Raw genomic sequence first — 26,296 nt, forward strand, 5'->3', positions numbered from 1 at the left:
AAGGGCTTGTCCCTTATTTAATTCCCAGATACTCCTTGATTCCTGCAACAATCCCTTTGGCAACACTGTTCTGAAAACTCTCCGTGAACAGGGCTGCTTCGTCGCTCTTATTGCTAAGGAATCCACCTTCCAGCAGAACTGCTGGCATTGTCGTTTCACGGGTCACATGGAGACTTGCCGTTTTCACTCCACGATCTTTCAGTCCGGAAGACTGTAAAAGATACTTGTGCATCACTGTAGCAAGTGCTTTGCTGTTGGAGCGTGTATAGAATGTCTCTACACCGTTCGCAGCAGCAGGGCCACTGTTAGCATGAATGGAGATGAAAATATCCGCTTTTATGTCTTGTGCAATCTTCACACGTTCTTTCAATGCCAAAAATGTATCATCGCTGCGCGTTAACACAACGTCAATTTTGGATTCTTTTTTCAACAAGGCTTCCACTTTCAGAGCCATTGCCAGATTGAAGTCTTTTTCACGTTTACCAGTTACACCGATTGCCCCAGGATCATGATCTCCGTGACCTGCATCGATAACGACAACTTTTTTGCCATTATTACCAACTGGAGGAGCAGGTGTACCACTTTGATTGTCGAGGTTAATCATAACCAGTCCGGAATCATTTTGCACACTGTACCCTTTTGAACTGGACAGATCGATTACAAAACGAATTGTAGATGGGCTGTTGCTGTATAACGAGTAACGAATCTTCGACACATCCGGATAACCGCTAACGACGAGTTGTCCATTCTGGTTGCTGTCTAAAGCCTGTCCTTCACTGAACGAATCAGCAAATGCGGTATTCGGCAAGTCTATAACGATTCGATCTGGTCCTGTCATCGTGAAGACGTTCGGCTTCGTACTTCCGCTTGTTGCAATCATGAAGCGGTTGTCGCTGAAGCTGATGCCGTTCACCAGTACAAGACCTTCTTGATCCGATCCTCCGCCTTCATTGCCAGAGTTCGGAGGTGTGGTTGTCCCGTTTCCGGAACCTGAATTCTGGGTAACTAATGTTACCGTCTTCGTGGTATTGTTCCAACCCACCTTAAGACCCATTTCCTCACCAATAAATCGGAGAGGTACGAGCGTAGTACCATTTTTCACGAGTGGCGGGGCATCCAGGTTTACGTTACTGCCGTTCACCGTTGCCGTCTTCTGTCCAACAATCATCTGCATGGCAGTGTTGTCTTTGCTAATAGTCACTGTTTGCGTTTGCTGCTTCCACTCCACGCTATATCCAAGATTTTCGGACACAACCCGGATCGGAACCATCACCTTGCTGTTGATAATTTCCGCTTTTGTATCCGATGGCTGTACGATTTCTTTTCCGTCTAGGATAATTTTCGTGTCTGTTGCTGCGTGACTATAGCCCGGGAATACGAGCCCAAAGACAAATAACAGTACCAAAAAACCGAACTTCTTCATCCTTCACCCCTACCATTCTCATATTTTTTTGCCGCATGTTGTCATTTTCCAACTCCGACTGACCGCTTGGGCATTACCAGACACCTATTAGACGCCCCTCGCTCTTAAAAGTTGCGAATATATTCCAACATAACAGAAAAAAAACGTTGTCAGATCAAGCTTTTTTTACATTTTAATGTCTTCTTTTTTCCTTATTTATCAAATATACATCTCTAAACAACGTAATACCCTAACCTTCATATTTGCGCAAAATTCAATTTACAGTCCCAAAAATTCAACAATTCCGTCCACAATCGCCTGTGCACATTTGTCCTGGTATTCTTCCGTGAGCATGACTGCTTCATCTGTAGGGTTACTTAAAAAACCAAGTTCAAGTAACACAGCAGGCATGGTTGTTTCACGCGTCACATGCAGACTAGCCGTTTTAACCCCACGATCCTTGAGTCCTGTTATCGGCAACACATATTTGTGAAGAGTATCAGCCAATGTCTTGCTTTCTTTACGACTGTAGAGCGTTTCAATGCCGTTTGGTACCGGTGTAGTGAATTTGTTTCCATGAATGGATACAAAAACATCTGCCTGATTCAATTCAGCAATATCCACACGCTGTTTGAGCGAAAGTTCTGTATCATCCTGGCGTGTAATGACCGTCTGAATATTTGGGTATTGTTGAAGGATTGCCTGTACCTTCAGCCCTACAGCCAGATTGAAATCCTTCTCATAAGCTCCTGACAAACTCACTGCACCCGATTGACGACCACCATGTCCCGGATCAATGACCACAATCGTTTTACCATCATTCGTAGGTACTGCCGGTTGACTTGTCGGTTCTCCACTCGTGGCGGTCAGGTCAACGAGCAAGACGTTGTTATCTCCAACAGACCATTTGGCTGTAGCCGTCTGATTCAGATCCAGAACGACACGCACGGTAGAAGGCGATTTACTGAACATGGCATACCGGACTTTGGAAACTATTGATGAATCCGTAACGAGAATCTGTCCACTGCCATCCGGGTTAGAGGCTTGTCCCTGAATGAATTCCTGAGAGAATGTCGCTGAAGGCAGATCAACAATAATTCGGTCTGGCCCACCAATACTGGATACTTTGGGGCTAATATTACCGTTGGTTGCTACAATCAAGCGATCTCCGCTGAAGCTGATGCCTTGAAGTTCTGTCAAACCATCCGGGACAGGTGCCTTGACGGGGTCACTGTCACCTTCCGTTTCAACTACGGGAGGAATGCTAAATAGGCTTACTGTCTTGGTTCCATTGTCCCAGCCAACACGCAGACCCATGCCTTCCCCAACAAAGCGTAACGGAACAAGCGTAGTTCCCTGTTTGATCAGTGGGGGCGAATCCAAGTTCACCACGTTTCCATTCACTGTAGCTGCATCTTTGCCAGCCGTCATTTGAATCATGCTGTTTCCTTTTTGAACCTGGACTGACTGAGTTTCCTTCTCCCACTTCACCTTATAACCCAGGTTCTCGGATACAATTCGAATTGGAACCATGACCGTTTTCCCGATATTCTCTGCAGGTGCACCCGTCTGCTGGTTAATGGTTACACCGTCGAGTACAATCGAGGGAGTGGTGTCTGCATGGGCCATGACTGGGAATAAACATAGGAACAGAAGAAAAACGACTGCTGCCGACCATTTTTTCATACCTCATCCACCATTCTTTTTGTCTTTTGAACATCCGACCTGATTCTCTGCAGCGTAACATCAATGACAATATGTAACCTTCCATAATCTACTAATCAGTTTATCAGATATTGTCTGATCATCCGGTTACAACGTTGTCATATTTAGTCGGAAACAGAGTGGCGAAAAGCTTACTTTCTTCATTAGTCCAGTTCCCAAAATCATATGGAAATTACATTCCTCATCCATTTTTGCTATGCTGAGTTCAAATACTTGAATACAGGAGATTGAGCCTTGATGCCTAAAATACTGATTGTGGACGATGAAGCAGATCTTCGAAAGCTACTGACTGATTATTTTGAAATTAACGGATATTCCGTGATGACGGCCAAGGACAGCCGGGAAGCGCTGCGGAAAGTGGAAAAACAGCCCGATCTCGTTTTGTTAGATATCAACATGCCTGAACAGAACGGCCTTCAATTATGTGAGAAAATTCGGGACTTCGTCTCTTGCCCGATCTTATTCTTAACGGCCCGAATCGAAGATGCTGATAAAATAGCAGGTTTTCGTGCCGGAGGTGATGACTATATCCTCAAACCTTTCAGCATTCGCGAGTTGGGCGCCAGGGTCGAAGCACATATACGCAGGGAACAACGAATCCAAACTAAATCTTCGGTAAGGTTTAACAATAATTTGGTCATTGATTATACGGCCAGGGAACTCTACTACCTGGATAAGCGAATTTCACTGCCCAAAAAAGAGTTTGATATTGTCGAATTGCTGTCCACGCATCCTAATATGGTGTTTGGAAAGGAACGCATATACGAAAAGATATGGGGCATGGACGAGCAAGGCGACAGTAACGTGATCGCAGAGCATATCCGGCGAATTCGCTACAAATTAAAGGAATACGGCTGTGATAATCAAATCGAGACCGTTTGGGGAGTAGGCTACAAATGGCCAAGTTCATGACTAGACTCCTGTTTTTAAAGCGATTGTCCTTACTGCACTCTTTTATGCTGTTGTGTGTGGTCACACTCATTGCCGTGCTGGCCATCATAACCATGGAGTTTGCTTGGGCGGAGAAGCTGCGGCTGCGTTTCGGAGAAACGGATTGGGTGATGCCCTCCCTCGTCACGGCGGTTCTGCTCACCGTAGCGACTGGAATTGTCACCATGGCCGTTTTATTTTACAGATGGAAGCTAAAACGTCCGCTGGAGCTATTAAAACGAGCATCCGAGAACATTTCGGCCAACAATCTAGACTTCCGCATTTCCTATGACAGCCAGGATGAGATGGGCGAGTTGATCGCACTATTTGAAAACATGCGCTCACAATTGGAAAAAAATCTTAAGACACTTTGGCGTTCGGTTGAAGAGCGCAAGCAGATCAATGCTATTTTTGCCCATGATCTGAGAACACCCCTGTCCGTGTTAAAAGGAAACGCCGAGCTTCTCGCCACCTATCTTCCCGAGAAGAAGTTGTCGGAAGAAAAGGTGCTGGACCTGATCCATACCATGAACCTTCACATCTTGCGTCTGGAGAGTTATACAGAGGCCATGAACTCCATTCAGAGGCTGGAGGATGTGCCGTTGAACATCCAATCGATGGATACGATCTCATTGACGGTTTTGCTGGACGGCAGCGCTGAACAAATCGCGAAACAGTACGGTATACATTTCGTATCATCCGTCGAGTTTGATAATGACTCAGTACATGTAGATCCCTATCTCGTCATGCAGATTTTCGAGAATCTAGTGGCTAATGGGGCGAGATACGCAGCCAGTCAAGTGAACGTCCACTATGACGTTCAGGGAGGCATTATGAAGATTACCGTCTCAGAGGACGGTCCTGGTTTCTCTGAGGACGCCCTGAGTAAGGCTATACTCCCTTTTTACCGGGGCGAAGTATGGGATGCGAGCGAACATCGCGGACTGGGCCTTTACGTTTGCAAGTTGTTTTGCGAAAAACATGAAGGTAGTCTTCGGATTGCAAACGGTCCTTACGGAGGTGGAAGCGTCACGGCAAGTATTGGGACCCGAGTTGATAAATAGTTGAAAATGATTTGATAACATCTCCTTATCTTGAATTCAAGGAGTGTTATCATGCTAAAACTAAAAAAAGAATGTATATCACCATTAGCTGCTTGTTGTTATGTACCGCGTGGGCGTCCCCCTTATCCGCCAATGAAGCCAGAGACAGGACAGAAGTTCTGCAGGAGATCGACGAATATATGAATCGAAGCATGAAGGCCAATCACATTAAGGCTGCTTCACTGGCAATTGCCAATAACGATGAGGTCTTTTACGCAAAAGGCTACGGGACATTCGCGGATGGCCAGAAGGTTACGGGCAACACCCCTTTTCCCATTGCTTCACTCAGCAAGTCCTTTACTGCATTGGCCGTTCTGCAGCTGGTGGACAAGGGTCGGATCAACTTGGATGCGACTTACGCTTCCTATTTTCCAGAGCTTTCTCTCCAGGACCCCCACGTTCTTGACATCACGGTCCGTCATTTACTGAATCAGACGAGTGGTCTCAATGACAAGATAAATCCCGATATGACAAAGACTCCGCAATTTCAATCGTTGGCTGAAGCGAACCAATTTTTAAACACGGTTCAACTTGCTCATATGCCCGGAACAGCCTACAGCTATCATAATCCCAATTACGTGCTGCTGGCGAACCTCGTGGAAAGTGTTAGCGGAGAGCGCTTTTCGGATTACCTGAAAAAACATATTTTTGAACCGCTAGGAATGAATCATACCTTCAGTGTCAGCACGACGCAGCAATTCTATAAGAATAATACTATCCCGCTAGGACATTACCTGAGCTTGGGACGCGCTATAAGTCAATCCGAACCGCTTTGGTTCATTGAGGGCCCCGCCGGCATCGTTTCAACCGCAGAGGACATGTCCCTATGGATGCTTTCCCAATATAATGGCCGCCTCGTTTCCCCTGTGCTGATGAAACAATATCATGCCGCAGGAGCGATCGGTCCTTACGGCATGGGCTGGCTTGCAAACCAAGATGCGTCTAGCGGCCAAACAATCTCCCACAGCGGCATTTTCTGGACCTACAAGTCAGAAGAACTGGTTTATTTGAACGAGCAAATGGGCATTGCCGTAATGTTTAATTCTGGTATAAACGCTTATGTGAATTACTCGGCATTTATTGATGGAATAGCGGATATCATGAGGGGGCAGGAACCCCAAACCTCGTTTGTAAACGGTCGGAATATGGAAATGATCATGATTGTGCTGATCATCGCTACGCTTGCATGGGGCATCTACGCCTATTTTCGCATACTTCGGAACAACCCCCGCCTAACGATTAGCAAATTGATTCTGATCACGGTTGGTAGACTAATCCCGGTTTTAATTCTCTTGTTTCTGTTCCCATTGGTTACATTCATCGGCGGAGGACGTGTGCTGCCTTGGTTTGGCATCTGGACTACCCTATCAACTCCAATCATATGGCTTATCGTATGGTCATTTGTGAATTTCGTGCATTTGGCTTGTTATATCTATGTCTATTTTCAGAATACAAAAAACGACCCTTTGGAGTTACCTCAGTAATCGATTTTTAGGTTCCTCTATTTAGTCCGCTATTATAGTATCTATTTAAGTATTCGGCCAAGAAGAATCAGGAGTTCTATGTATAGCTGACTTATAAAGCTAATTTAGCTTCTGAAATTACAAAAAGCTTCTATCTCACCGATGGGGAACAAGATCCCTTGGGCGAGGCAGAAGCTTTCTGTTATGCGATATTTTAACGATTAACCGAACAGTTTTGCCGCGTGGCGTTGTTCGTAAGCAGCGATCTCATCATCATGTTGAAGAGTCAGACCGATATCATCCAATCCTTGCAACAGGAATTGACGACGGTGCTCATCCAGATCAAAATCGATATGCAGTCCGTATGCATCAGTAATCGTTTTGTTTTCCAGATTTACATTCATCTCATAGCCTTCATGTGTCGCTGTACGTTGGAACAAGTCTTCAACTTGCTCTTCTGACAGCTTGATTGGCAAAATTCCGTTCTTAAAGCAGTTATTATAGAAGATGTCTGCATAAGATGGAGCGATGACACAACGGAATCCATAGTCCAAAATCGCCCATGGCGCATGCTCACGGGAAGATCCACAGCCAAAGTTGGCACGTGAGATCAGGATGGATGCCCCTTCATAACGAGGTTTGTTCATTTCGAAGGAAGCATTATTGTTGCCCTCTTCATCAAAACGCCATTCATAGAACAAAAATTGTCCAAATCCGGTACGTTCAATCCGTTTCAGGAACTGTTTTGGAATGATTGCGTCTGTATCTACATTGACCCGGTCTACCGGTGCAACAATGCCTTGTAATGTTTTGAATTCTTCCATATTAAACGTTCTCCCTTCTGTCTGTTATAGATTAGATCGCTGCTTCTGTTTTGAAATTCCAGTCCCGTACGTCCACAAAGTGACCCTTAACTGCTGCTGCTGCTGCCATTGCCGGAGATACCAGGTGCGTACGTCCTCCGCGTCCTTGGCGTCCTTCAAAGTTACGGTTGGACGTCGAAGCACAACGTTGACCTGGCTTCAATACATCCGGGTTCATCGCCAGACACATACTGCATCCCGCATCACGCCATTCAAATCCAGCTTCCGTAAAGATTTTATCCAAACCTTCTTGTTCAGCCTGAATTTTAACACGTCCTGAGCCTGGTACAACAATTGCTGTAACCTGACTGGATACCGTGTGACCTTTAGCCACTTGTGCTGCTGCACGCAGATCTTCGATCCGTCCGTTGGTGCAAGAACCGATAAATACATAATCAATTGGAATCTCGGCGATTGGTGTTCCCGGTTCAAGTCCCATATATTCAAGCGCTTTTTCAGCCGCTTTGCGTTCGTTTTCTGTAGGCAATTCAGCCGGAACAGGAACTTTCGAAGAAATGTCGGTTCCCATACCTGGGCTTGTTCCCCATGTCACTTGCGGAATCAATGTCTCTACATCGATTTCAACCATATGGTCGAACTCGGCACCTTCATCGGTTACAAGCTGTTTCCAACCTGCTACAGCTTCGTCGAATTTGGCATCCGCTGGTACGTATTCACGTCCACGCAGATATTCAAATGTTGTTTCATCCGGAGCGATCAATCCTGCTCTTGCTCCACCTTCGATGGACATGTTGCAGACCGTCATACGCTCTTCCATGCTCAACTCACGGATGGATTCGCCTGTGTACTCAATAACATAACCTGTTGCAAAGTCTGTACCGTATTTGGCGATGACTGCGAGGATCATGTCTTTTGCGGTTACACCCGGGTTACGTTTGCCGACAAAACGAACTTCCATCGTTTTGGCTTTTGCTTGTTGCAAACATTGAGTTGCCATAACGTGCTCAACTTCACTTGTTCCGATTCCGAATGCCAGTGCGCCAAACGCACCGTGTGTGGACGTATGACTGTCACCACATACAATCGTTTTACCCGGGTGAGTCAGACCCAGTTCAGGTCCCATAACATGCACAACGCCTTGATCAATCGTGTCCAGATCATACAATTTCACGCCGAAATCACGACAGTTTTGCGAAAGTGTATCAATTTGTTGTTTGGAGATAGGATCTGTAATGTTGAAACGGTCTTTCGTTGGAACGTTGTGGTCCATTGTCGCAAATGTCAGTTCAGGGCGGCGAACTTTACGTCCGCTGAGACGAAGACCTTCAAATGCCTGTGGAGAAGTTACTTCGTGCACCAGATGCAGATCGATATACAGAATGCTTGGTTTGCCTTCTTCTTGATGAATTACGTGATTTTCCCAAATTTTCTCAAACATCGTTTTTTTACTCATCATTTTCACCTCATTATAAGTTCGGTCCTTGGAAGAGCCTCTGTTTTCTTTAAAAAGTGAAGCTCTTGAATGACATAAATATATCACCCCGTCCTTCATTGTTCCAAGATATAATATCTATAGATGTAATAGGTTTAACCTATAATGTAATAAAGACAAATAAACCACTGCTCATCGCAGAGGTTTCAATTGATAACAATTATCATTATCAGATAAGTCTTATACTACGTTTTCGCTGCTTCGCTGTCAATGCTTTTTATCTAGATCATAACAAAACAGCCCTGAATCCAGAGCTGCTTTCCTAGTTGCTGTTATAAAATGAAAGTTATCATATCAACGCCTTTTATAGAGAGCGCTTGTCCGACTACTGTATTACAAACCGTTATTCGCAATCACATCTTTGTACCAATAGAAACTCTTTTTGCGTTTTCTCTCCAGTGTTCCATTGCCGTCATTATCCTGATCTACATAAATAAAGCCATATCGTTTCTCCATCTCTGAAGAAGAATAACTAATCAGATCAATCACTCCCCAACTGGTGTAGCCCAGCAGTTCAACACCGTCCAGAATTGCCTCATGCATCTGTTCCATGTGAGAGCGGAAATAATCAATACGATAATCATCCTGAATGCTGCCATCAGCTTCAATCGTGTCTACCGCTCCAATCCCATTTTCAACGATAAACAAGGGCACCTCATAACGGCTATACAGTTCATTCAGTGAGATGCGCAGACCTACCGGGTCAATCTGCCAGCCCCAATCATTCGTTTGCAGATACGGGTTCTTCACCCCTCCAGTTGTATTGCCACTCACCTGCTCCAATCGGTCGCCATCCACACTTGATACCAGGGACATATAATAACTGAATGAGATAAAGTCCACAGTGTGCACTTTCAGAATCTCTTCATCCCCCTCAAGCATATCCAGGTTAATTCCTTTTTCGGCAAAAAATCTCTTTGTAAAGTACGGATACGCTCCACGTACCTGTACATCCGTAAACATAAGATTGAATTGATTATCCCGGGAAGCAACGAGTACGTCTTCGGGATTACATGTATGAGCGTATGTTGTCAGTTTGGTAAGCATACATCCGATCTGGGAACCGGGAATGATCTCATGACAGTATTTCACTGCGAGCGCACTCGCTACAAATTGATGGTGTAACCCCTGATATACAGCCTGCTCCACATTTTCGAAACGCTCCGGAACAATACCACCACTCGTAAACGGATGACGAACAATGCTGTCAATTTCATTAAATGTAATCCAATACTTCACTTTGTCCTTATAACGGCTGAACACGGTTTTGCAAAAGTGAACAAAATACTCGACTACTTTCCGATCCGTCCATCCACCGTAGTGATTCACCAGATACATCGGCATCTCATAATGCGACAACGTAATCAATGGTTCAATCCCTTGTTCCAGCATGCCATCAATAACGCGGTCATAGAACTGCAAACCGGCTTCATTCGGCTCAGTTTCATTGCCATTAGGGAAAATTCGGGTCCATGCAATGGATAGTCGCAACGTTTTGAGTCCCATCTCCCCAAACAGGGCAAGATCCTCCTCGTAACGGTGGTAGAAATCAATGCCTCTGCGTTTCGGGTATTCTCTATCCGAGGTAGACTCCATCGCAGTTTTGATCTGCTCTTCATTGATCGCATTATGTTTTTTATACTCACTCTTGGCTACACCTTTGCGATAGATAGCAATGTCGGCTGTAGATAGACCTTTGCCATCCACATTCCACGCCCCTTCTGCCTGATTGGCAGCTATTGCCCCTCCCCATAGAAAATCTTCTGGAAACGTTCTTGTTGTATTGGTCATTGTGTATTCCTCCTTGGATTATCTCTGTGACTCTTTCATTCTTGCTCAATTGCGACTCATGACCCGATTGATATGAATAATCAAATACATCATCTCTTCATTGGAGATCGTATGTTCAAACCGGGCTTCAATATAATGCTTGATTAGTAGTACGCAGGCTTCTTCCTGCGGGTATTTATTCGCGATCTGCTCAAAGAGCTCATGATCCTGCGTGTTTAATGTTTTATGCTCAAAGAGCCGTTGAATGAAAAACTGCAAATGGGTCAAAAAGCGTGAATAGTTGATGCTATGTGTATCCAGCTCCACTTGGTAGTGAATTTTGATAATATTGAGTACATCCTTGACTGTATTGGTCATCATCATGACCTGATTCATATTGTCATCATTCTGCTGCGCATTAACGAGATGAAAGGCAATATTTGCCGCTTCCTCCTCAGGCAGGGAGAGACCAAGCTGTCTTTGAATGAGAGACAGACCATGCAACCCGATACTGAACTCCTGCGGATAGAACTTTTTCACTTCCCACAACATTCGGTTCTGGATCGTCATATTGTCCTTGAATCGCTTCATGGCCATATACAGGTGATCTGTTAATGCGACATAGAGATGATCACTCAGATGGCGGGACAATGTATGTTTCGCGTGGGAGATGATTTCATCAGCCAGAATCAGATATTCTTTTGGTGTTTCCTTCATCAGGGCGGTGAGATCTGAAGAGATCGTTTCATTTTCAAGGACATAGATCTTCTCGATCTCATCCTCACTCACGACATCTCCCGGTTTGCTCTTGTAGCCGATGCCCTTTCCCATCACAATAATTTCCTTGTCATCCTCACCACGTCTGGCAAGAACAATGCTCGAATTCAGTATTTTTACGACTTCCATATCAGGCTGCCTGCCTTTCATTCATATTTCAGCGGGTTATAGTTATAACACCGTAATTAATGGTTTCCCCGGTCCTGTTGTCGCCGAAGATTCATTGCCCAGCACCTCCAGATAATCCGATGAATTGGTCACAATTACAGGGGTCGTGGTGTCATAACCTGCGGCTTGTATAGCTTCAAGATCAAATTCAATCAGGAGCTGACCATGAGAGATCTGTTCTCCTTCATTCACTTTTACATCAAAATGCTGGCCTTTCAGTTTCACCGTATCCAATCCGACATGAATCAGAAGCTCTACCCCCTCTACCGATCTCAGACCGATGGAATGTTTGGTACGGAACACCGTCTCAACGGTACCATCAAACGGGGCAAACACCTTGCCAACACTTGGCTGAATCGCCATACCTTGTCCCATCGCTTCTTGCGAGAAGGCCTCGTCCTTCACCTCACTTAATGGCAGAACTTTACCTTCCAAAGGAGCAAAAACGATCTTTTTCGATTTGATCCCTGTGGATGGCTGGATTTCAGATTCACCTCTCGCTTTGTTTGTAGGACTGCCTTCCATCGACACTGCTGTTGGAACAACATCCTGAAATCCAATGACATATACGGCGACAAACGCGACAATGGCAGAGATCAGCATGGTAATGATCGCATAGATAATATTCATATGATCTTCACTGATAAACATAGGCATAGATGCAATCCCCGGACCCACGGCAGCATATGCCTTGAGATTCACAATACCTGCGAACAACCCAGCCACTCCGGCGCCGATCATGCAGGCAAACAGCGTTTTCTTGAGCCTTAAATGCACACCGTACAGAGCGGGTTCCGTGATACCGAATACACCTGAAATTCCTGCAGACAAAGCGACTTGTTTCAACTTGATGTCTTTGGTTTTGAATGACACTGCCAGTGCGCCTGCTCCCTGCGCCATATTGGATGCCAGCATCGCGACCAGCACCAGTGTTTCATATCCAGGTGAAGCCAAGGCTGCGAAAATAATGGGATAAAATACTTTATGCATACCAAACATGACAATCAGAGGCATCAGTATAGCCATAATGACAACGGTCAACCATCCAATCTTATCCTGAATCCAGTAGATCAGGTTGGACATTCCCGTTCCGAGATACATCCCCAGAGGTCCAAGTACAATCAGGGCAACTGGAGCAACAATGAGAATAACAATCAAAGGTTTAAGGAAAATTTTGACCGGCCCTGGTGAGATCTTGTCCGCGAACTTTTCAATGTAAGACATGAACCAGACCGTTAAAATAATGGGTACCACGGATGTCGCATATTGAACGGATGCAACAGGTATGCCAATAAAGGACACCGGATCTTCACCACCAAGCAGACCAATCATATTCGGGTGTAACATGATTCCACCAAACAGAACGGCAACAAAGGGGTTGGTTTTAAATCTATTTGCACTGGAATAAGCCAGTAGAATCGGAAGAAAGTAAAAGGCAGCATCAGACATGACACTCAAAACGGTATATGTCTGGCTCTCTTTGGACATCAGGCCGGTCACGGTCGCCAGTAGCAACAGTGCCTTAAGCATACCCGAGGCAGCAATGGCTGGGATAATAGGTTGGAAAATGCCTGCAATGACACTGGCAAAAGTATTAAACAGTCCTTTGGGGCTATAATCCGCTTTTTGTTTCTCCTGAGTTTCGTTTGATTGCCGAGTATCCATCATCTTGGCAAGTTCATTGTAGACGTACGCGACGTCATTACCGATAATAACCTGATATTGTCCGCCGCTATTCACTGCGCCAATAACACCATCAAGGCTCTTAATTTCTTGGGTCTTCGCCATATCCGGATTCTTCAGGGTAAGTCTGAGCCTGGTAGAGCAATGAATTAACGTATTGATATTATCATTGCCACCGACCAGCTCCATAATCGATTGGGCTAATTGTTTGTGATTCATGGTGCACCTCCGCCATTTTTTCTTGATGGGAACAAAAAAAGACCTAAAAAGGGTAGGAAAAAGAAACTCTTCCCACCCAATCTAGGTCTTGCCTGCCGAACAGTAACACGCCATCGTTGGATGAATTGTTATTCAATTATATAAACGAAATAGAATATGAATATTTGAAATGGTTCCGTACTAACATTTGAAACTGGCACGCATGAAAACGTTGATTTTGTTTTACCCGGGTAAGTGATTCTTATTAAGCGTTTTCAAAATCAGTATATCAACTCTTATGATGGAGTGCAAGCGGTTAAGCGAAATTAATGATTTCTTCATCTGTAATGATATAATGGTGGCATAACGAAAGGACTGACCAATGACGATGGAATTCAGACAACTTCAATATACGCTTCAAATTGCGGCCGAGCGCAATTTCTCCCGGGCAGCAGAGAAGCTGCATATTGCCCAACCTTCATTAAGCCAGCAATTATCCAAATTGGAAAAAGAATTGGGAGTACTGCTGTTTCAGCGTAATACAAGTACCGTGGAGTTAACCCATGCGGGTGTTACGTTTGTCGAGCAAGCCCAAAAGATCGTAGATGCCATGGAGCTATTGCGTCAGGAAATGTCAGACATCTCCCAGCTTCGCAAAGGTAAAGTCGTTGTAGGCAGCATGCCGATCACGGGCTCACACTTGCTCCCACATGTGCTTCCAGCGTTCCAACAAGCTTATCCCGAGATTGAGGTCACCTTATTGGAGGACTCCGGGCTTACGCTTGAGAAATTGACAGCAAGCGGCAAAGCAGATCTCAGTCTGCTATCTCTTCCTTTACAAGAGCCAAGCTTGTCTTATGTAACCATTGGAGAGGAACGGATTGATCTGGCGGTTCCCCCGAATCACCCTTTGGCACGCAGGGCAGATACGGAACATCCGATTCCTGTGCGAATTGAAGAGCTTCGGGATGAACCCTTTGTTGTATTGAAAAAAGGACAGGGCTTCCGCAAACTTACATTTGATCTCTGTGAGCAGGCTGGTTTTGATCCCCAAGTTGTGTTTGAGAGCACCAATATTGAAACCGTTCAGTCGCTGGTCGCCACAGGTATGGGCATTACCCTGGTTCCACGCTTTATTGCCCGTGCGCCGCGCAGTGAATTCGTACCTGTATATGTGCCACTTGCTGAGCCTACTCCCAGCAGAACACTTGTTGTGGCTTATCGTCAAGGAAGAGTACTGTCGAAGGCAGCCGAAGCATTCATCCATACGTTTCAACAAACCGTGGCCGAACTGTCAAAGGGAGACTAAGAAATTGCTCTATGGTATAAGTTCATTTCTTTAGGAACATTTCATACTGAACCAAAACAAAGGCTTGACCCTTATGGGCCAAGCCTTTGTCATATACTCGTTTCCCGCATCCGCAGGATAGAGTTCTTACATTGCAATCACAGTAACTGATTACAGTACAATGTTGCTTGTTAAGTTGTTTAGCTACAATGCTAATTTATAATGTTAACGTAGAAACGTACATAAGAAAACTTCATGTCTGGCGGTTTATTTACGCAAATTACGATCACTTGTCAGCCTGTTTTGCTGATTCATTACACGGCCTTCGTCCTGAACAGTTGAATCAGGGGGTGATAGCCCTCCTGCTCCATTCTCTAAGAATGCCCTAAAGTGATCTTCCCTTGTGTTATCCTGTTCCAGTCTCCTGAGCGTATCTTTCACATGGTTGTCCATTGATTGATCATCCTCCTTGGTGACGGGATAGTTATCATTACCCGCGTCCTGGAAGAATAAACACTTTTTCTGAAGAATTTTATTTCAGTTTTTATTTTTTGCCAAAATAAACCCCAGGTCGACGGTCTTCAAATACGGGAATCCTTCCGCGAACCTCATCCACCAGAGATGGACGAATAATTCCGGTCACGATCTCTTCCCCTTCGCCACCTTCAGCCACAATCTCACCCCAAGGATCAATGATGAGGGAATGTCCGAAAAATTCAGTCTCTCCCCCTTTACCCACACGGTTACAGGCGATCACATACATCTGATTCTCAATCGCTCGTGCCGTAAGTAACGTACGCCAGTGGTGCAGACGAGGTTTCGGCCATTCGGCGGGGACAATCAATGCCTTGGCACCATTCAATGCAAGGGTGCGGGCAAGCTCCGGGAAGCGGATGTCATAACAGATCGAAGCCCCCGCTGTAAGACCGTTCTGCAATTCAAAAATTTCAGGTTCCGCACCTGGCTGTAAATATTTCTCCTCATCCATCAGACGGAACAAATGTAATTTATCGTATCGTGTTACCTGTTTTCCTTCACGATTATAAGCGTACATTGTATTGTATATTTGACCATCCCGTTTCTCAGCGATTGACCCGCCAACGATGGAAATTTGATGTTTTTGAGCAAATGCAGACAGCCATTCCCGAGATTTCTGGCCTTCCGGGTCAGCGAGTTCATGAATTTGCGTCAGAGCGTAGCCCGTATTCCACATCTCAGGTAACACAGCCAGCCCCAGATCCGGATATTGTTCTACCGCACGCTCAAGCAACATCTGCATATGTTTATGATTGGCCTCAGGGTCTCCGAGTTGAATATCGCCCTGAATCAGGGCTACACGCATTTCTCCCTGTTGTTTTTCTGTCATGACAAGCACTCCTCTGAACCGTAATACCTGCTATCATAGCTTGATCCTCCTGAAGACTGCAAGCCTGTTTTTGTTATGAACTTCCACATAACAACTCAGGCAGCAGGGTCAACAATCGATCACTCGTGAGCGCATCACCCACATTCCATGTTGACTCCTCCACAGGGTATACCCGTCCATTCCGCACAGCCGGAAGAACCTTCCAACTGGGACTTTTCATCAGCATCTCTGTAGCCTGTCTTGCCACAACTTCCTCAGGCAGCATAACAAATACATGATCTCCCGCATACTGACGTACCGCTTCAGCCGAAATTTCCTTATAGGCTCTGCCTGCCGCAAGTGCTTCCTTCACTTTGGTAACTGGCCTGAATCCCATTGGATGATATAACATAGGCGCCAGACCGATATTGCCCATAACAAATAATCGTGCACCCCGATGGTATGTAAATACGGATGCCGTTTCCCCCTCTTCAATCACAGTATGGATCTTCGCCCACATCTGCTCAGTACGCTCCGCATAGGAGGTTAGCCAATGTTCAGCCTCCGGTTGTCTGTCAAACCAGCTGCCCAATCTGCGCATTCGTTCTTCCAACGTGGCATGTGAATTGTAAGCAAGCGTCGGTGCAATCCGGGAAAGTTGTTCATACTGTTGTTCATTGCTGCTATCAAAAATAATCAAATCCGGCTTCATGATAACAGCGGCTTCCACATTAACCGGAGCGACCGCGTCATATGTCTGATCTCCCAGTAACTGAATGCCCAGTATCATCAGATCCCCAGCGGAATCTCCGTAATACATCATTCGCTCCGGATTTACTGGAATATTCACATCATGACCCAACCAATCTTGTACTAATGTCTGCTGCTGAATCGATCTGTCATATTGACGAGGAGACAAACCAGTCATTTGGCGAAAACGCCTGCTGAAATAATACTCATCCTTAAACCCCACGCGACTCGCTATATCCCGAAGTGGTTCATCTGATTTGCGAAGCCAGTCCTTGGCATGTTTGATGCGAACATGATTCACATAATCGAGCGGCTTGTGACCCGTGAGTTGTCTGAAAAGAGTCGTATATTGTACAGGTCTGATCTCCGCAAGACGTGCCAGTTTCTGTACAGTGATTTCTTCAGCATAATGGTCGTCCACATACTGAATCGTACTGTGTAGTCTTGCTTCAATACTCTGTTCCGTCTTTGGAGAAGTGTACCGGGTAATGATCACCTCCATCCATTTTTGGAACTGTGCATTCAAATGACTGTATTCGGCATCCGTTTTATAATTCCGAAGGACATACATTTGCTCAAGCAACCCACTTAACGGAGCATAGGGATAACCATTCAATTGGTTTCTGTGCTCAAATACAGGTCGTGTAAAGAGCTCGGGATCACCCGTCAACACATGAATAACATCAAAAGCCATTACGATATATTTCAATTCCGAGTTATTACGATGTTCAATCTGGTACACCTCTCCCGGAGAAAGCGGATAAACACATCCCGTAGTAAACGGAAACTGTTCATGTCCAATATATAAATGCCCATCCCCTTCTTCGCAGATGAGGAAGGCATGTTTCTCACAAGCTACTTCCAGCATCACCTGTTCAGGTGGTTCAATTCGACGTACCAGATGACCCAGCCGAAACATGAATGCTGAAAAGAACAACGCTCCCCCATCGGCATCCAAAGCCTGCATGTCGGTTCACCTCGTTTTTCTAAAATGAGAATAATTATCAATCATTCTGTATGGTCTGATTATAAGCGAGCGATTGTTAATAATCCAGATATGACTTTAATCAGCAAAAAAGAGCGTTCAACGAAAAGTTGAAGGCTCCTTTCACTTTTTTATAACTGCATTACTCAAAGGTGTTACTGCTGCCTCACTAGCTCGTCACCATTATTGAATTATCTGTTTTGGCAGCTCTTGTAACAGCCACTCCCTGGAAAGAGCATCACTAGAAGCTTTTACGATATTAAAACGATATACTTTTCCTTCTTTCACCGCAGGCAGGTTCTTCCAGATTGTACTATCCAGCAATTCCTTGGTGGATTGCTTCGCATCGTCGGTCACAGGATCCAGAATAAATATCCGATCACCGGCAAATTCAGATAATTTTTCAGTCGAAATCTCTACAAATCCCATGTCTTCATCCAATACTTTCTGGATTTCCGCGGTTGGCTTCAGCCCGTCTTTTCCGTATAACAACTGTGGCAATCCTGCACCTGCCATGACAAACAGACGATTCCCGGGATACATGGTGAATACCGAAGCGGTCTCCCCTTCTTTTAATCCGTTCTCATGAAGTTGCGTCCACATCTCTTCCGTCGCTTTTTGATGAGCCGTAATCCAGTCCTCCGCTTCTTGCTTCTTATTCAATAAGTCGCCAAGGATACGCATGCGATCTTCTATTAAACCAAACGAATCAAATGTAACCGTAGGTGCAACCTTTGCGATCTGATCATATTGACCCTCGTCACTGTTGGAGAAAATGATCAGATCGGGATTCAGGTCTAACGCCTTTTCCACACTGATCGGAAATCCTACATCTTCTGCCTGAGCAACCTGATCATCAAATACGGTTCCCTCTTGACGAAGTATGCCGACAGGAACAACACCAAGCGCGAGCAGATCCCCTGTAACTTCTCCATGATAGATAACTCGCTTCGGATTTACAGGAATCTCAACTTCATGGCCAGTCCAGTCTTTGAATATCCGGGTCTCGCCCTCGTTCGTCTCTTCCGTTGCAGTCGTGGTCTCTGTCGTTTCTGTGGCTGCTTTGGAATCATCAGCGCCAGCAGCAGGTGTTGCAGCCTGATTTCCACAAGCCAGCAGCAGAATGGATAACCATGTGATCGTTAATAATACTCCCGTATTTCGTATGCCCTTTTTCATTTCTATTTCTCCCCCTATATCATGTGCGTTGTGCTAGAAATTAATGATATTGATTATCATTATCGGATATTATCATAAAACATGGCTTCTCTCAGCTCAATGGACAAAACGAAATGAGCACTTTCAGTTTTGTACAATACTCTGCTCTTTGCTCCTATGTACTGTATATTCAAGTGCATTTCCCTCTATACAGCTCGGGATTTGCGTGATAAATTAATGAGAACTATTTGCCATTTTTAATAACCGGAGTGATGAATATAATGACCCATTCAGACCATATAACTGCTCGTTCAGCTTTTAAGATACCGACTTCTGATGTGATGACACAGCTGCCAACGCAATTTTTTGCTACCCTTGTTCAAAATGTAAATCGTGAAATCACAAGTGGACATGACGTGATCAATCTGGGTCAGGGGAACCCGGATAAACCTACACCACCTCATATTGTGAAAACACTGCAAGAGTCGGCTGAGAATCCCCTCTACCACAAATACTCGCCTTTTAGAGGGTACTCTTTCCTGAAGGAAGCTGTCGCCAAACGTTATAAGGAAGATTACAACGTTGATCTGGATCCCGAGACTGAAGTTGCGATTCTGTTCGGAGGGAAAACAGGTCTAGTTCAGTTACCTCAGGTCCTGCTAAACCCCGGCGACACCGTTCTCGTTCCAGATCCGGGTTACCCGGATTACTGGTCTGGTGTTGCACTTGCCAAAGCAAATATGTCATTTATGCCTTTGCTGGAGTCCAACGCATTCCTGCCGGATTATGAAGCTGTTACAGCCGAAGATCGGGAGAAGGCCAAGCTGATGTTCCTGAACTATCCCAACAACCCAACGTCAGCAACGGCACCCCTTTCGTTCTACGAAGATACGGTTGAATTTGCCATTCAAAATCAAATCGTAGTAGCCAGCGACTTTGCTTACGGTGCAATTGGATTCGACGGACATCGTCCCGTAAGTTTCCTGCAAGCCCCTGGTGCCAAAGAAGTGGGCATTGAATTCTATACGTTATCCAAAACATACAATATGGCTGGATGGCGTGTTGGATTCGCACTCGGTAACGCAGAGATTGTCTCTAAAATCAATCTGCTTCAGGATCATATCTATGTCAGTCTTTTCGGTGGGATTCAAGCTGCGGCAACGGAAGCACTGACTGGCTCCCAGGAATGTGTTGCCTCGCTGGTTTCACGTTACGAATCCCGTCGCAATGCGTTTTATGACGCTCTATCCTCCATTGGTTGGCAAGCTTCCAAACCAGCAGGTTCATTCTTCAGTTGGTTGCCTGTACCTGCCGGTTATACCTCCGCTTCATTTGCAGACTTGTTACTACGAGAAGCCAAGGTGGCCGTAGCCCCAGGTATTGGTTTTGGTTCGCATGGTGAAGGCTATGTGCGCGCAGGACTGCTAAGTGATGAAAACCGATTACGCGAAGCTGTGGAGCGGATTGGCAAGCTGAATTTATTCAAGTAATTTACAGGACCATAACCCCTTTGCATATGCCAACTTTCCATGGTATGTTATAAGAAATATTGAACGAAACGTGATGACGGGACCAGTAAGAGAATATCAGTCGCGCCCAGAGAGTAAATTCCACCCTGCTGAAAGAATTTACCGCGACTCTTCTCTGAAACCTACCCCTGAGCGGCCTGTTACGTACAGGACAGTGCCTTCTGTTACAGGGCATGAAGCCGGATGATTTATTCATCAATAAAGGTGGTACCGCGGAAGTAACGAACTTTCGTCCTTTTTAACCAAAGGGCGGGAGTTTTTTTTGTACCCGCAAAAGCCTGCTCCAGAAGCACTTATTAATCATGTTTAAGGAAGTGAAACCATGACTTCACGTATTGTAGTTAAGATTGGAAGCAGTTCGCTTACAACGGAAGAAGGCGGTCTGGATCGCAGTTCGATCACTTTTTTTGCCGGAGAGATTGCAGCATTGGCTGATCAGGGCCATGAAGTACTTCTGGTCACCTCAGGAGCGGTAGCGGCCGGATTCCGGGAGATCGGTTATCCTCAGCGCCCCAAACTGCTACATGAGAAACAAGCCGCAGCGGCCGTTGGGCAGGCATTACTGATGCAGGCATATCAACAGGCTTTTGCAGCGCACCGCGTTACTACGGCGCAAATTCTGTTAACTCGTACAGACTTTCACAGTCGTAAACGCATGGGTAATGCGGGCATGACCGTAGAAGAGCTGCTCAAACAGCGAGTGATTCCGATTTTTAATGAGAATGATACGGTGTCGGTGGACGAATTGAAGTTTGGTGATAACGATCTGTTGTCCGCATTGGTTGCAAACCTGGTGAAGGCACAACATCTGATCATTCTTACGGATACCAACGGACTATACACCGCAGATCCGCGCAAAGATCCTTCTGCCGTTCGTTACGACCGTATTCCCGAAATAACGGCTGAGATCTATGCTTTTGCCGGCGGTTCAGGATCATCGGTTGGCACAGGCGGAATGCGATCCAAAGTTGATGCTGCCAAGGTTGCTACACGTGGAGGCGTACCGGTATTTGTGGGAAGTGTGAAAGAACCCGGAGATATGCAGAAGGCAGTGGATGGCACGGGCAAAGGAACTTACTTTGAGACACGACTCGCTTCGTTATCCCGTAAAAAGCAGTGGCTGGGCTTCATGTCCACTCCGCTGGGAACCGTCGTTGTGGATGATGGTGCTGAAGAAGCACTTGTCCATGGGGGCCATAGTCTTCTACCTGTAGGGGTCAAGCGAGTACTGGGAACATTCCATGCTGGAGACGTCGTAGAGGTCATTGGCATGGATGAAACCTTGCTCGGTCGCGGTATTGTCAATTATGATGATGACCAGCTTCGACTCATTGCCGGACTTCCCAGTGGAGAAGTGATGAAACAACTTGCCAGCATCCACAGACTTGAAGTTATTCATAGAGACGAATGGATTACGTTAAAATAAACATGAAGCAATATTAAGTTAAACTAATCATTTACACGTAATGGAGAGGACAGAAAAAACCTGAAAAAGCGGAGCGTTCGCCTTTATCACCGGATTTTCCCTTTAGAAAAGGGAATCGAAAAAATCTGGGGATAACAGCGATTGGAAGGTTATTCTGTCATCGTAGTGTCTGTGTAAATAATCTTTAGTCCAACATGTGGTTAAAATTTTAACTTTATATATATGAGGAGGAATTAAGATGAGTGAAGTCAGAGAAAAAGCCATCAAGGCCCAAGCCGCGGTTCCACAGCTGAACCGATTGAATACAGAACAGAAAAATACAGCCCTGCGTGTCATGGCAAATGCTTTGATTAAGGAGACAGATTCCATCATTACGGCAAACGCCGAAGATCTGGAACGCGGCAGAGAACAAGGTACACCGGAATCCATGCTGGACCGACTCGCCCTCAATAAAGAGCGCATTGTTGGCATTGCTGAAGGATTACGTCAGATTGCGGATCTCCCTGATCCAGTCGGTGAAGTATTGGAGACATTTACCCGTCCTAACGGATTGCATGTTGAAAAGCTTAGAGTGCCGATTGGTCTGATCGGTATCATCTACGAAGCTCGACCTAATGTAACCGTGGACGCAGCCGGATTATGTCTCAAAACAGGTAATGCGGTGCTTCTGCGCGGCGGCTCCTCTGCCCTGTCTTCCAATCGTAAAATTGTGGAGGTGCTGCATCAGGCACTCACAACGACAGACATGCCTGCTGATGCTTTGCAACTGGTTGAAGATGCAGATCGTGCTTCCGTAGATGAGATGCTCAAGTTGAACGGGCTGCTGGACGTTATCATCCCACGCGGAGGAGCTTCCCTCATTCGTAATGTGGTTGCCAACGCAACCGTACCTGTCATCGAAACTGGGGCGGGCATCTGCCATACCTATGTGGATGAATCAGCCGATCCAGTTATGGCAGCCGAAATTGCCATCAATGCCAAGGCACAACGTCCATCCGTATGTAACTCCATGGAAACGTTGCTGCTGCATGCCGCATACGCGGAAGAGCATCTGCCTGCTCTTGCCGAGCAATTCCGTGAGGCCAGTGTGGTCTTGAAAGGTTGCGACACGGTGCGCCGTCTTGTTCCTTCTGCCCTTGAGGCAACCGAGGAAGACTATGCGACCGAGTACAACGACTACATTTTAAATATCCGGGTGGTCGAGAACCTTGACGAAGCGATGCAGCACATCGCACATTATGGAACCAAACATTCCGAGTGTATCGTAACCCGGGATACAGCCCATGCAGAGCGTTTCATGCATGATGTGGATGCAGCAGCCGTCTATCACAATGCGTCCACACGTTTCACCGACGGATTTGAATTTGGTTATGGAGCCGAAATCGGAATCAGTACTCAGAAACTGCATGCTCGTGGACCGATGGGACTACCAGCACTGACATCAACCAAATATCGGATTACAGGCAATGGACAGATTCGTCAATAATATCCCAGCACCAGTTATATAGGAGGAACGATAAATATGAGTCAAGAGCAACAGACGTTACTACAACAGAAGATTACTTTCCACGGAGCAGGCGCGATGGCTGAAGCCATCGTGCGCGGACTGATCTCCCGCCTAGTCGTTCGTCCTCAGGATATTACGATGCTGAACCGCAGCAACCAGAAACGTCAGGAGGAGCTCAGCACCCGTTATGCAGTACATACCGGAACGGCCTCACAATCTCTGGATCATCTTGCCTCCACTCCGGTCATTGTACTCTGTATGAAACCCAAAGATGCTGCTGCAGCGCTGCGCGAGCTTGGTCCGCTGTTATCACCTGATCAACTGATCGTATCTGTCATTGCCGGATTATCAATCCGCACGATGCAGTCCTTGCTCGGTCGTAAACAGCCGATCGCCAGAACCATGCCAAATACGTCCAGTACAATCGGACTTGGCGCAACCGGTCTTGCCTTCTCTGCGGAGATTACGGATGATCAGCGCAGTACGGTAATGACCATGTTTGAAGCGGTTGGAATCGTGACCATTGTGCCTGAAGATAAACTCGAAGTGCTCACAGGGATTTCCGGAAGCGGCCCTGCTTATGTATACTATCTAATGGAGGCCATGATTGCCGCAGGTATTCGTGGTGGCTTATCCAGCCAGCAATCTCGTGATCTCACTGTTCAGACGGTGCTTGGCGCGTCACGTATGGTACAACAAACCGGTTTGGAACCAATGAAGCTTCGTAGTGATGTGACATCCCCGGGAGGGGCAACCCAGGCAGCACTGAAAACGCTGGACGAAGGAGATTTCTTTGAAAATGTAATCGCAGCCGTCAACCGCTGTGCAGAGCGCTCACGGGAGATGGGAGCTGCTTTGGAAGGGGATTTAAAATGAATAACATGTGCACAGCCACATATCGTCTGCATGATGATCATGCAGACTTTCGCAAGAAAGCTCAGTCCATCGCGATTGGCATGACCGTGGGTAGCTGGACGGAGTTGCCGCAAGCACAACGTGAAGCAATGCAGAAGCATCTGGGCGAAGTAATCAGCGTAGAAGTCCATGAAGCTGATGGCATGGCTGCGGGTGAGCGTTACGCTGATATTACCATTGGATATCCTGATGTTAACTTCAGTCGTGATATCCCAGCCCTGCTCGTGACGGTCTTTGGCAAAATTTCAATGGATGGCCGGATCAAACTAACAAAGCTTGGTTTCTCGGATGGCTTCCTCAGTGCATTCCCGGGACCCAAGTTTGGACTGAATGGTGTTCGTGATCTGCTTGGTGTACACGACCGACCACTGTTAATGAGTATCTTCAAGTCAGTTATTGGGCTAAATGCAGATGAACTGCGTGAACAATTTATTCGTCAGGCTCTTGGTGGCGTTGATCTGATCAAGGACGATGAGATTCTGTTTGAGAATAAATTGACACCCATCGAAAAAAGAGTCGAGGTCTGCATGAAAGCTGCCGAACAGGCACGCAAGGAGACCGGCAAGAAACTTCTGTATGCAACCAATCTTACAGGACCTACATCTCGTCTGAAGCAACAAGCTGAACGTGCCATTGGCGCTGGAGCAAATGCATTATTGTTCAACGTATTGTCATACGGATATGATGTCCTGCATGAACTCAGCAGTGATCCTGATATCAATGTGCCGATTATGGCTCACCCTGCTCTTGCAGGTGCACTGTATCCTTCACCACATTACGGCATCTCGGCTTCGGTTGTACTTGGCCAGCTGATGCGTCTTGCGGGTGCCGATCTGGTGCTCTTCCCTTCTCCTTATGGTTCGGTTACAATGCCGAAGGAAGAAAACATGGCGATCACGGAGCAATTACTGACAGCTGATCTGCCAGTACGAACCAGTATGCCAGTGCCTTCAGCCGGTATACACCCAGGCCTTGTACCGCTTATTTTGCGCGACTTTGGCACAGATGTCATCGTTAATGCTGGTGGCGGTATTCATGGACATCCTATGGGCACTGAAGCAGGCGGACGTGCATTCCTGCAAGCCATTGAGGCAGCTCAGCGTTCCATTCCACTCGCTCAGTATGCAATCGAGCATCCAGAGCTGAAAAGCGCATTGGACCTGTGGGGTGGCGAACGATGAGAAGTGATAAAAAAACAGTCATTTTCTGTGACTTTGACGGTACGATTACCCTCTCGGACAACATCGTAGCGATCATGAAACATTTCAAGCCTGAGGGCATTGAAGCGATTATGAAAGATACGATCGAGCAGAACATCTCGCTGCGTGAAGGTGTTGGAGCCATGTTCGCTCTTCTGCCTGCATCCCAGAAAGATGAAATTGTGGAATTTGTACTTGGACAAGCGGGTATCCGTGAAGGATTCAGCGAGTTTCTTGTATATGTTCGCAGCGAAGGGATCGAATTCAATGTGACCAGCGGGGGTATGGACTTTTTTATCGAACCGTTACTCGCACCATTTCATATCCCGCAGGATCATGTCTTTTGCAACGGAGCTGACTTCTCGGGTGAAACCATTCGGATTGAATGGCCGAATCCCTGCCAGCCTCCTTGTGAGAACGGGTGCGGTATGTGTAAAACAACCGTGATTCGTACCTTCCCGGAAGAACAATACAATCGAATTCTTATTGGAGACAGTCTGACAGATTTTGAAGGTGCCAAAATTGCCGATCTCGTCTACTCACGCTCCATTTTGACGGATAAATGTATTGAACTTGGTGTGGACCATGTGCCATTCGCTACCTTTTACGATATCATCGAAGATATGAAACAGAAGCAAACACAAGGAGTGCTGTAAACG

General features: G+C 46.1%; 21 protein-coding genes and 1 other annotated feature. Of the genes, 10 read left to right on the forward strand and 11 right to left on the reverse strand.

Going from position 1 to position 26,296, the window contains the following annotated elements; translation table 11 throughout:
* Positions 1 to 13: 13 nt before the first annotated feature.
* Both MKZ13_RS19085 and MKZ13_RS19090 read right to left on the reverse strand, forming a co-directional pair.
* Entirely contained in the window at positions 14 to 1,423 is a 1,410-nt protein-coding gene (locus MKZ13_RS19085; RefSeq protein WP_036607564.1) for an N-acetylmuramoyl-L-alanine amidase family protein, read from the reverse strand.
* A gap of 258 nt (positions 1,424 to 1,681) precedes the next feature.
* Entirely contained in the window at positions 1,682 to 3,088 is a 1,407-nt protein-coding gene (locus tag MKZ13_RS19090; RefSeq protein WP_339177410.1) for an N-acetylmuramoyl-L-alanine amidase family protein, read from the reverse strand.
* Positions 3,089 to 3,364: 276 nt separating this feature from the next.
* Here MKZ13_RS19090 and MKZ13_RS19095 point away from each other — a divergent pair, with 276 nt between their 5' ends.
* From MKZ13_RS19095 to MKZ13_RS19105, 3 genes are all read left to right on the forward strand, one after another.
* A complete protein-coding gene (locus MKZ13_RS19095; RefSeq protein ID WP_339177411.1) occupies positions 3,365 to 4,039 on the forward strand; it encodes a response regulator transcription factor in 675 nt (224 codons plus the stop codon).
* Positions 4,036 to 5,121: an ATP-binding protein gene (locus MKZ13_RS19100; RefSeq protein WP_339177412.1), complete on the forward strand. Its 1,086-nt coding sequence runs from the start codon at positions 4,036 to 4,038 to the stop codon at positions 5,119 to 5,121. Before MKZ13_RS19095 ends, MKZ13_RS19100 begins: the two co-directional genes overlap by 4 nt.
* A gap of 179 nt (positions 5,122 to 5,300) precedes the next feature.
* Positions 5,301 to 6,644, forward strand: coding sequence for a serine hydrolase domain-containing protein (locus MKZ13_RS19105; protein ID WP_339177413.1), 1,344 nt, complete (start codon positions 5,301 to 5,303; stop codon positions 6,642 to 6,644).
* A gap of 200 nt (positions 6,645 to 6,844) precedes the next feature.
* Here the strand turns inward: MKZ13_RS19105 and leuD are convergent, their stop codons facing one another.
* From leuD to MKZ13_RS19130, 5 genes are all read right to left on the reverse strand, one after another.
* Positions 6,845 to 7,447: a 3-isopropylmalate dehydratase small subunit gene (gene leuD / locus MKZ13_RS19110; protein WP_036607574.1), complete on the reverse strand. Its 603-nt coding sequence runs from the start codon at positions 7,445 to 7,447 to the stop codon at positions 6,845 to 6,847.
* A 31-nt stretch (positions 7,448 to 7,478) separates the two neighbouring features.
* Positions 7,479 to 8,900 carry a 3-isopropylmalate dehydratase large subunit gene (leuC, locus tag MKZ13_RS19115; RefSeq protein ID WP_074095602.1) on the reverse strand — a complete coding sequence of 474 codons (1,422 nt, stop codon included), beginning with the start codon at positions 8,898 to 8,900 and terminating at the stop codon, positions 7,479 to 7,481.
* Positions 8,901 to 9,272: 372 nt separating this feature from the next.
* Positions 9,273 to 10,730, reverse strand: coding sequence for a glycoside hydrolase family 1 protein (locus tag MKZ13_RS19120; RefSeq protein WP_339177416.1), 1,458 nt, complete (start codon positions 10,728 to 10,730; stop codon positions 9,273 to 9,275).
* 45 nt (positions 10,731 to 10,775) lie between these two features.
* Positions 10,776 to 11,615, reverse strand: coding sequence for a PRD domain-containing protein (locus MKZ13_RS19125; RefSeq protein ID WP_339177419.1), 840 nt, complete (start codon positions 11,613 to 11,615; stop codon positions 10,776 to 10,778).
* Positions 11,616 to 11,657: 42 nt separating this feature from the next.
* Positions 11,658 to 13,556 (reverse strand): beta-glucoside-specific PTS transporter subunit IIABC, encoded by a 1,899-nt coding sequence (locus tag MKZ13_RS19130; protein WP_339177422.1) that lies wholly within the window; start codon positions 13,554 to 13,556, stop codon positions 11,658 to 11,660.
* 367 nt (positions 13,557 to 13,923) lie between these two features.
* Here MKZ13_RS19130 and MKZ13_RS19135 point away from each other — a divergent pair, with 367 nt between their 5' ends.
* Complete coding sequence (locus MKZ13_RS19135; RefSeq protein WP_339177424.1) at positions 13,924 to 14,844, forward strand: LysR family transcriptional regulator; 921 nt, start codon at positions 13,924 to 13,926, stop codon at positions 14,842 to 14,844.
* A gap of 246 nt (positions 14,845 to 15,090) precedes the next feature.
* Here the strand turns inward: MKZ13_RS19135 and MKZ13_RS19140 are convergent, their stop codons facing one another.
* The 4 genes from MKZ13_RS19140 to MKZ13_RS19155 form a co-directional block, all read right to left on the reverse strand.
* Positions 15,091 to 15,276, reverse strand: coding sequence for a hypothetical protein (locus MKZ13_RS19140; protein ID WP_105409030.1), 186 nt, complete (start codon positions 15,274 to 15,276; stop codon positions 15,091 to 15,093).
* A 91-nt stretch (positions 15,277 to 15,367) separates the two neighbouring features.
* A complete protein-coding gene (locus MKZ13_RS19145) occupies positions 15,368 to 16,189 on the reverse strand; it encodes a carbon-nitrogen family hydrolase (protein WP_339177429.1) in 822 nt (273 codons plus the stop codon).
* A gap of 73 nt (positions 16,190 to 16,262) precedes the next feature.
* Positions 16,263 to 17,885, reverse strand: coding sequence for an AraC family transcriptional regulator (locus MKZ13_RS19150; RefSeq protein ID WP_339177431.1), 1,623 nt, complete (start codon positions 17,883 to 17,885; stop codon positions 16,263 to 16,265).
* 201 nt (positions 17,886 to 18,086) lie between these two features.
* On the reverse strand, positions 18,087 to 19,082 hold the full coding sequence (locus MKZ13_RS19155; protein WP_339177434.1) for an ABC transporter substrate-binding protein: 996 nt from the start codon (positions 19,080 to 19,082) through the stop codon (positions 18,087 to 18,089).
* Positions 19,083 to 19,342: 260 nt separating this feature from the next.
* Here MKZ13_RS19155 and MKZ13_RS19160 point away from each other — a divergent pair, with 260 nt between their 5' ends.
* The 6 genes from MKZ13_RS19160 (at position 19,343) to MKZ13_RS19185 (ending at position 26,293) form a co-directional block, all read left to right on the forward strand.
* A complete protein-coding gene (locus MKZ13_RS19160) occupies positions 19,343 to 20,551 on the forward strand; it encodes a pyridoxal phosphate-dependent aminotransferase (RefSeq protein WP_339177437.1) in 1,209 nt (402 codons plus the stop codon).
* Positions 20,552 to 20,615: 64 nt separating this feature from the next.
* Positions 20,616 to 20,830: a binding site (T-box leader), on the forward strand.
* Between the two features lie 82 nt (positions 20,831 to 20,912).
* Positions 20,913 to 22,016: a glutamate 5-kinase gene (gene proB / locus MKZ13_RS19165; RefSeq protein ID WP_047843533.1), complete on the forward strand. Its 1,104-nt coding sequence runs from the start codon at positions 20,913 to 20,915 to the stop codon at positions 22,014 to 22,016.
* A gap of 238 nt (positions 22,017 to 22,254) precedes the next feature.
* Entirely contained in the window at positions 22,255 to 23,502 is a 1,248-nt protein-coding gene (locus MKZ13_RS19170; RefSeq protein ID WP_339177439.1) for a glutamate-5-semialdehyde dehydrogenase, read from the forward strand.
* Between the two features lie 36 nt (positions 23,503 to 23,538).
* Positions 23,539 to 24,399, forward strand: a complete 861-nt coding sequence (gene proC / locus MKZ13_RS19175; RefSeq protein WP_036607595.1) for a pyrroline-5-carboxylate reductase — start codon at positions 23,539 to 23,541, stop codon at positions 24,397 to 24,399.
* The gene (locus tag MKZ13_RS19180; RefSeq protein WP_339177442.1) at positions 24,396 to 25,619 is read left to right on the forward strand and encodes a 2,3-diketo-5-methylthiopentyl-1-phosphate enolase; all 1,224 of its coding nucleotides are present in this window, start codon (positions 24,396 to 24,398) and stop codon (positions 25,617 to 25,619) included. The genes proC and MKZ13_RS19180 overlap by 4 nt, the downstream gene beginning before the upstream one ends.
* A complete protein-coding gene (locus MKZ13_RS19185; RefSeq protein WP_339177443.1) occupies positions 25,616 to 26,293 on the forward strand; it encodes a 2-hydroxy-3-keto-5-methylthiopentenyl-1-phosphate phosphatase in 678 nt (225 codons plus the stop codon). The genes MKZ13_RS19180 and MKZ13_RS19185 overlap by 4 nt, the downstream gene beginning before the upstream one ends.
* The last annotated feature ends 3 nt before the right edge of the window (positions 26,294 to 26,296 follow it).

Origin of the sequence: Paenibacillus sp. FSL R5-0701 (assembly GCF_037973995.1) — a bacterium.
In the GTDB taxonomy this organism is placed as follows: domain Bacteria; phylum Bacillota; class Bacilli; order Paenibacillales; family Paenibacillaceae; genus Paenibacillus.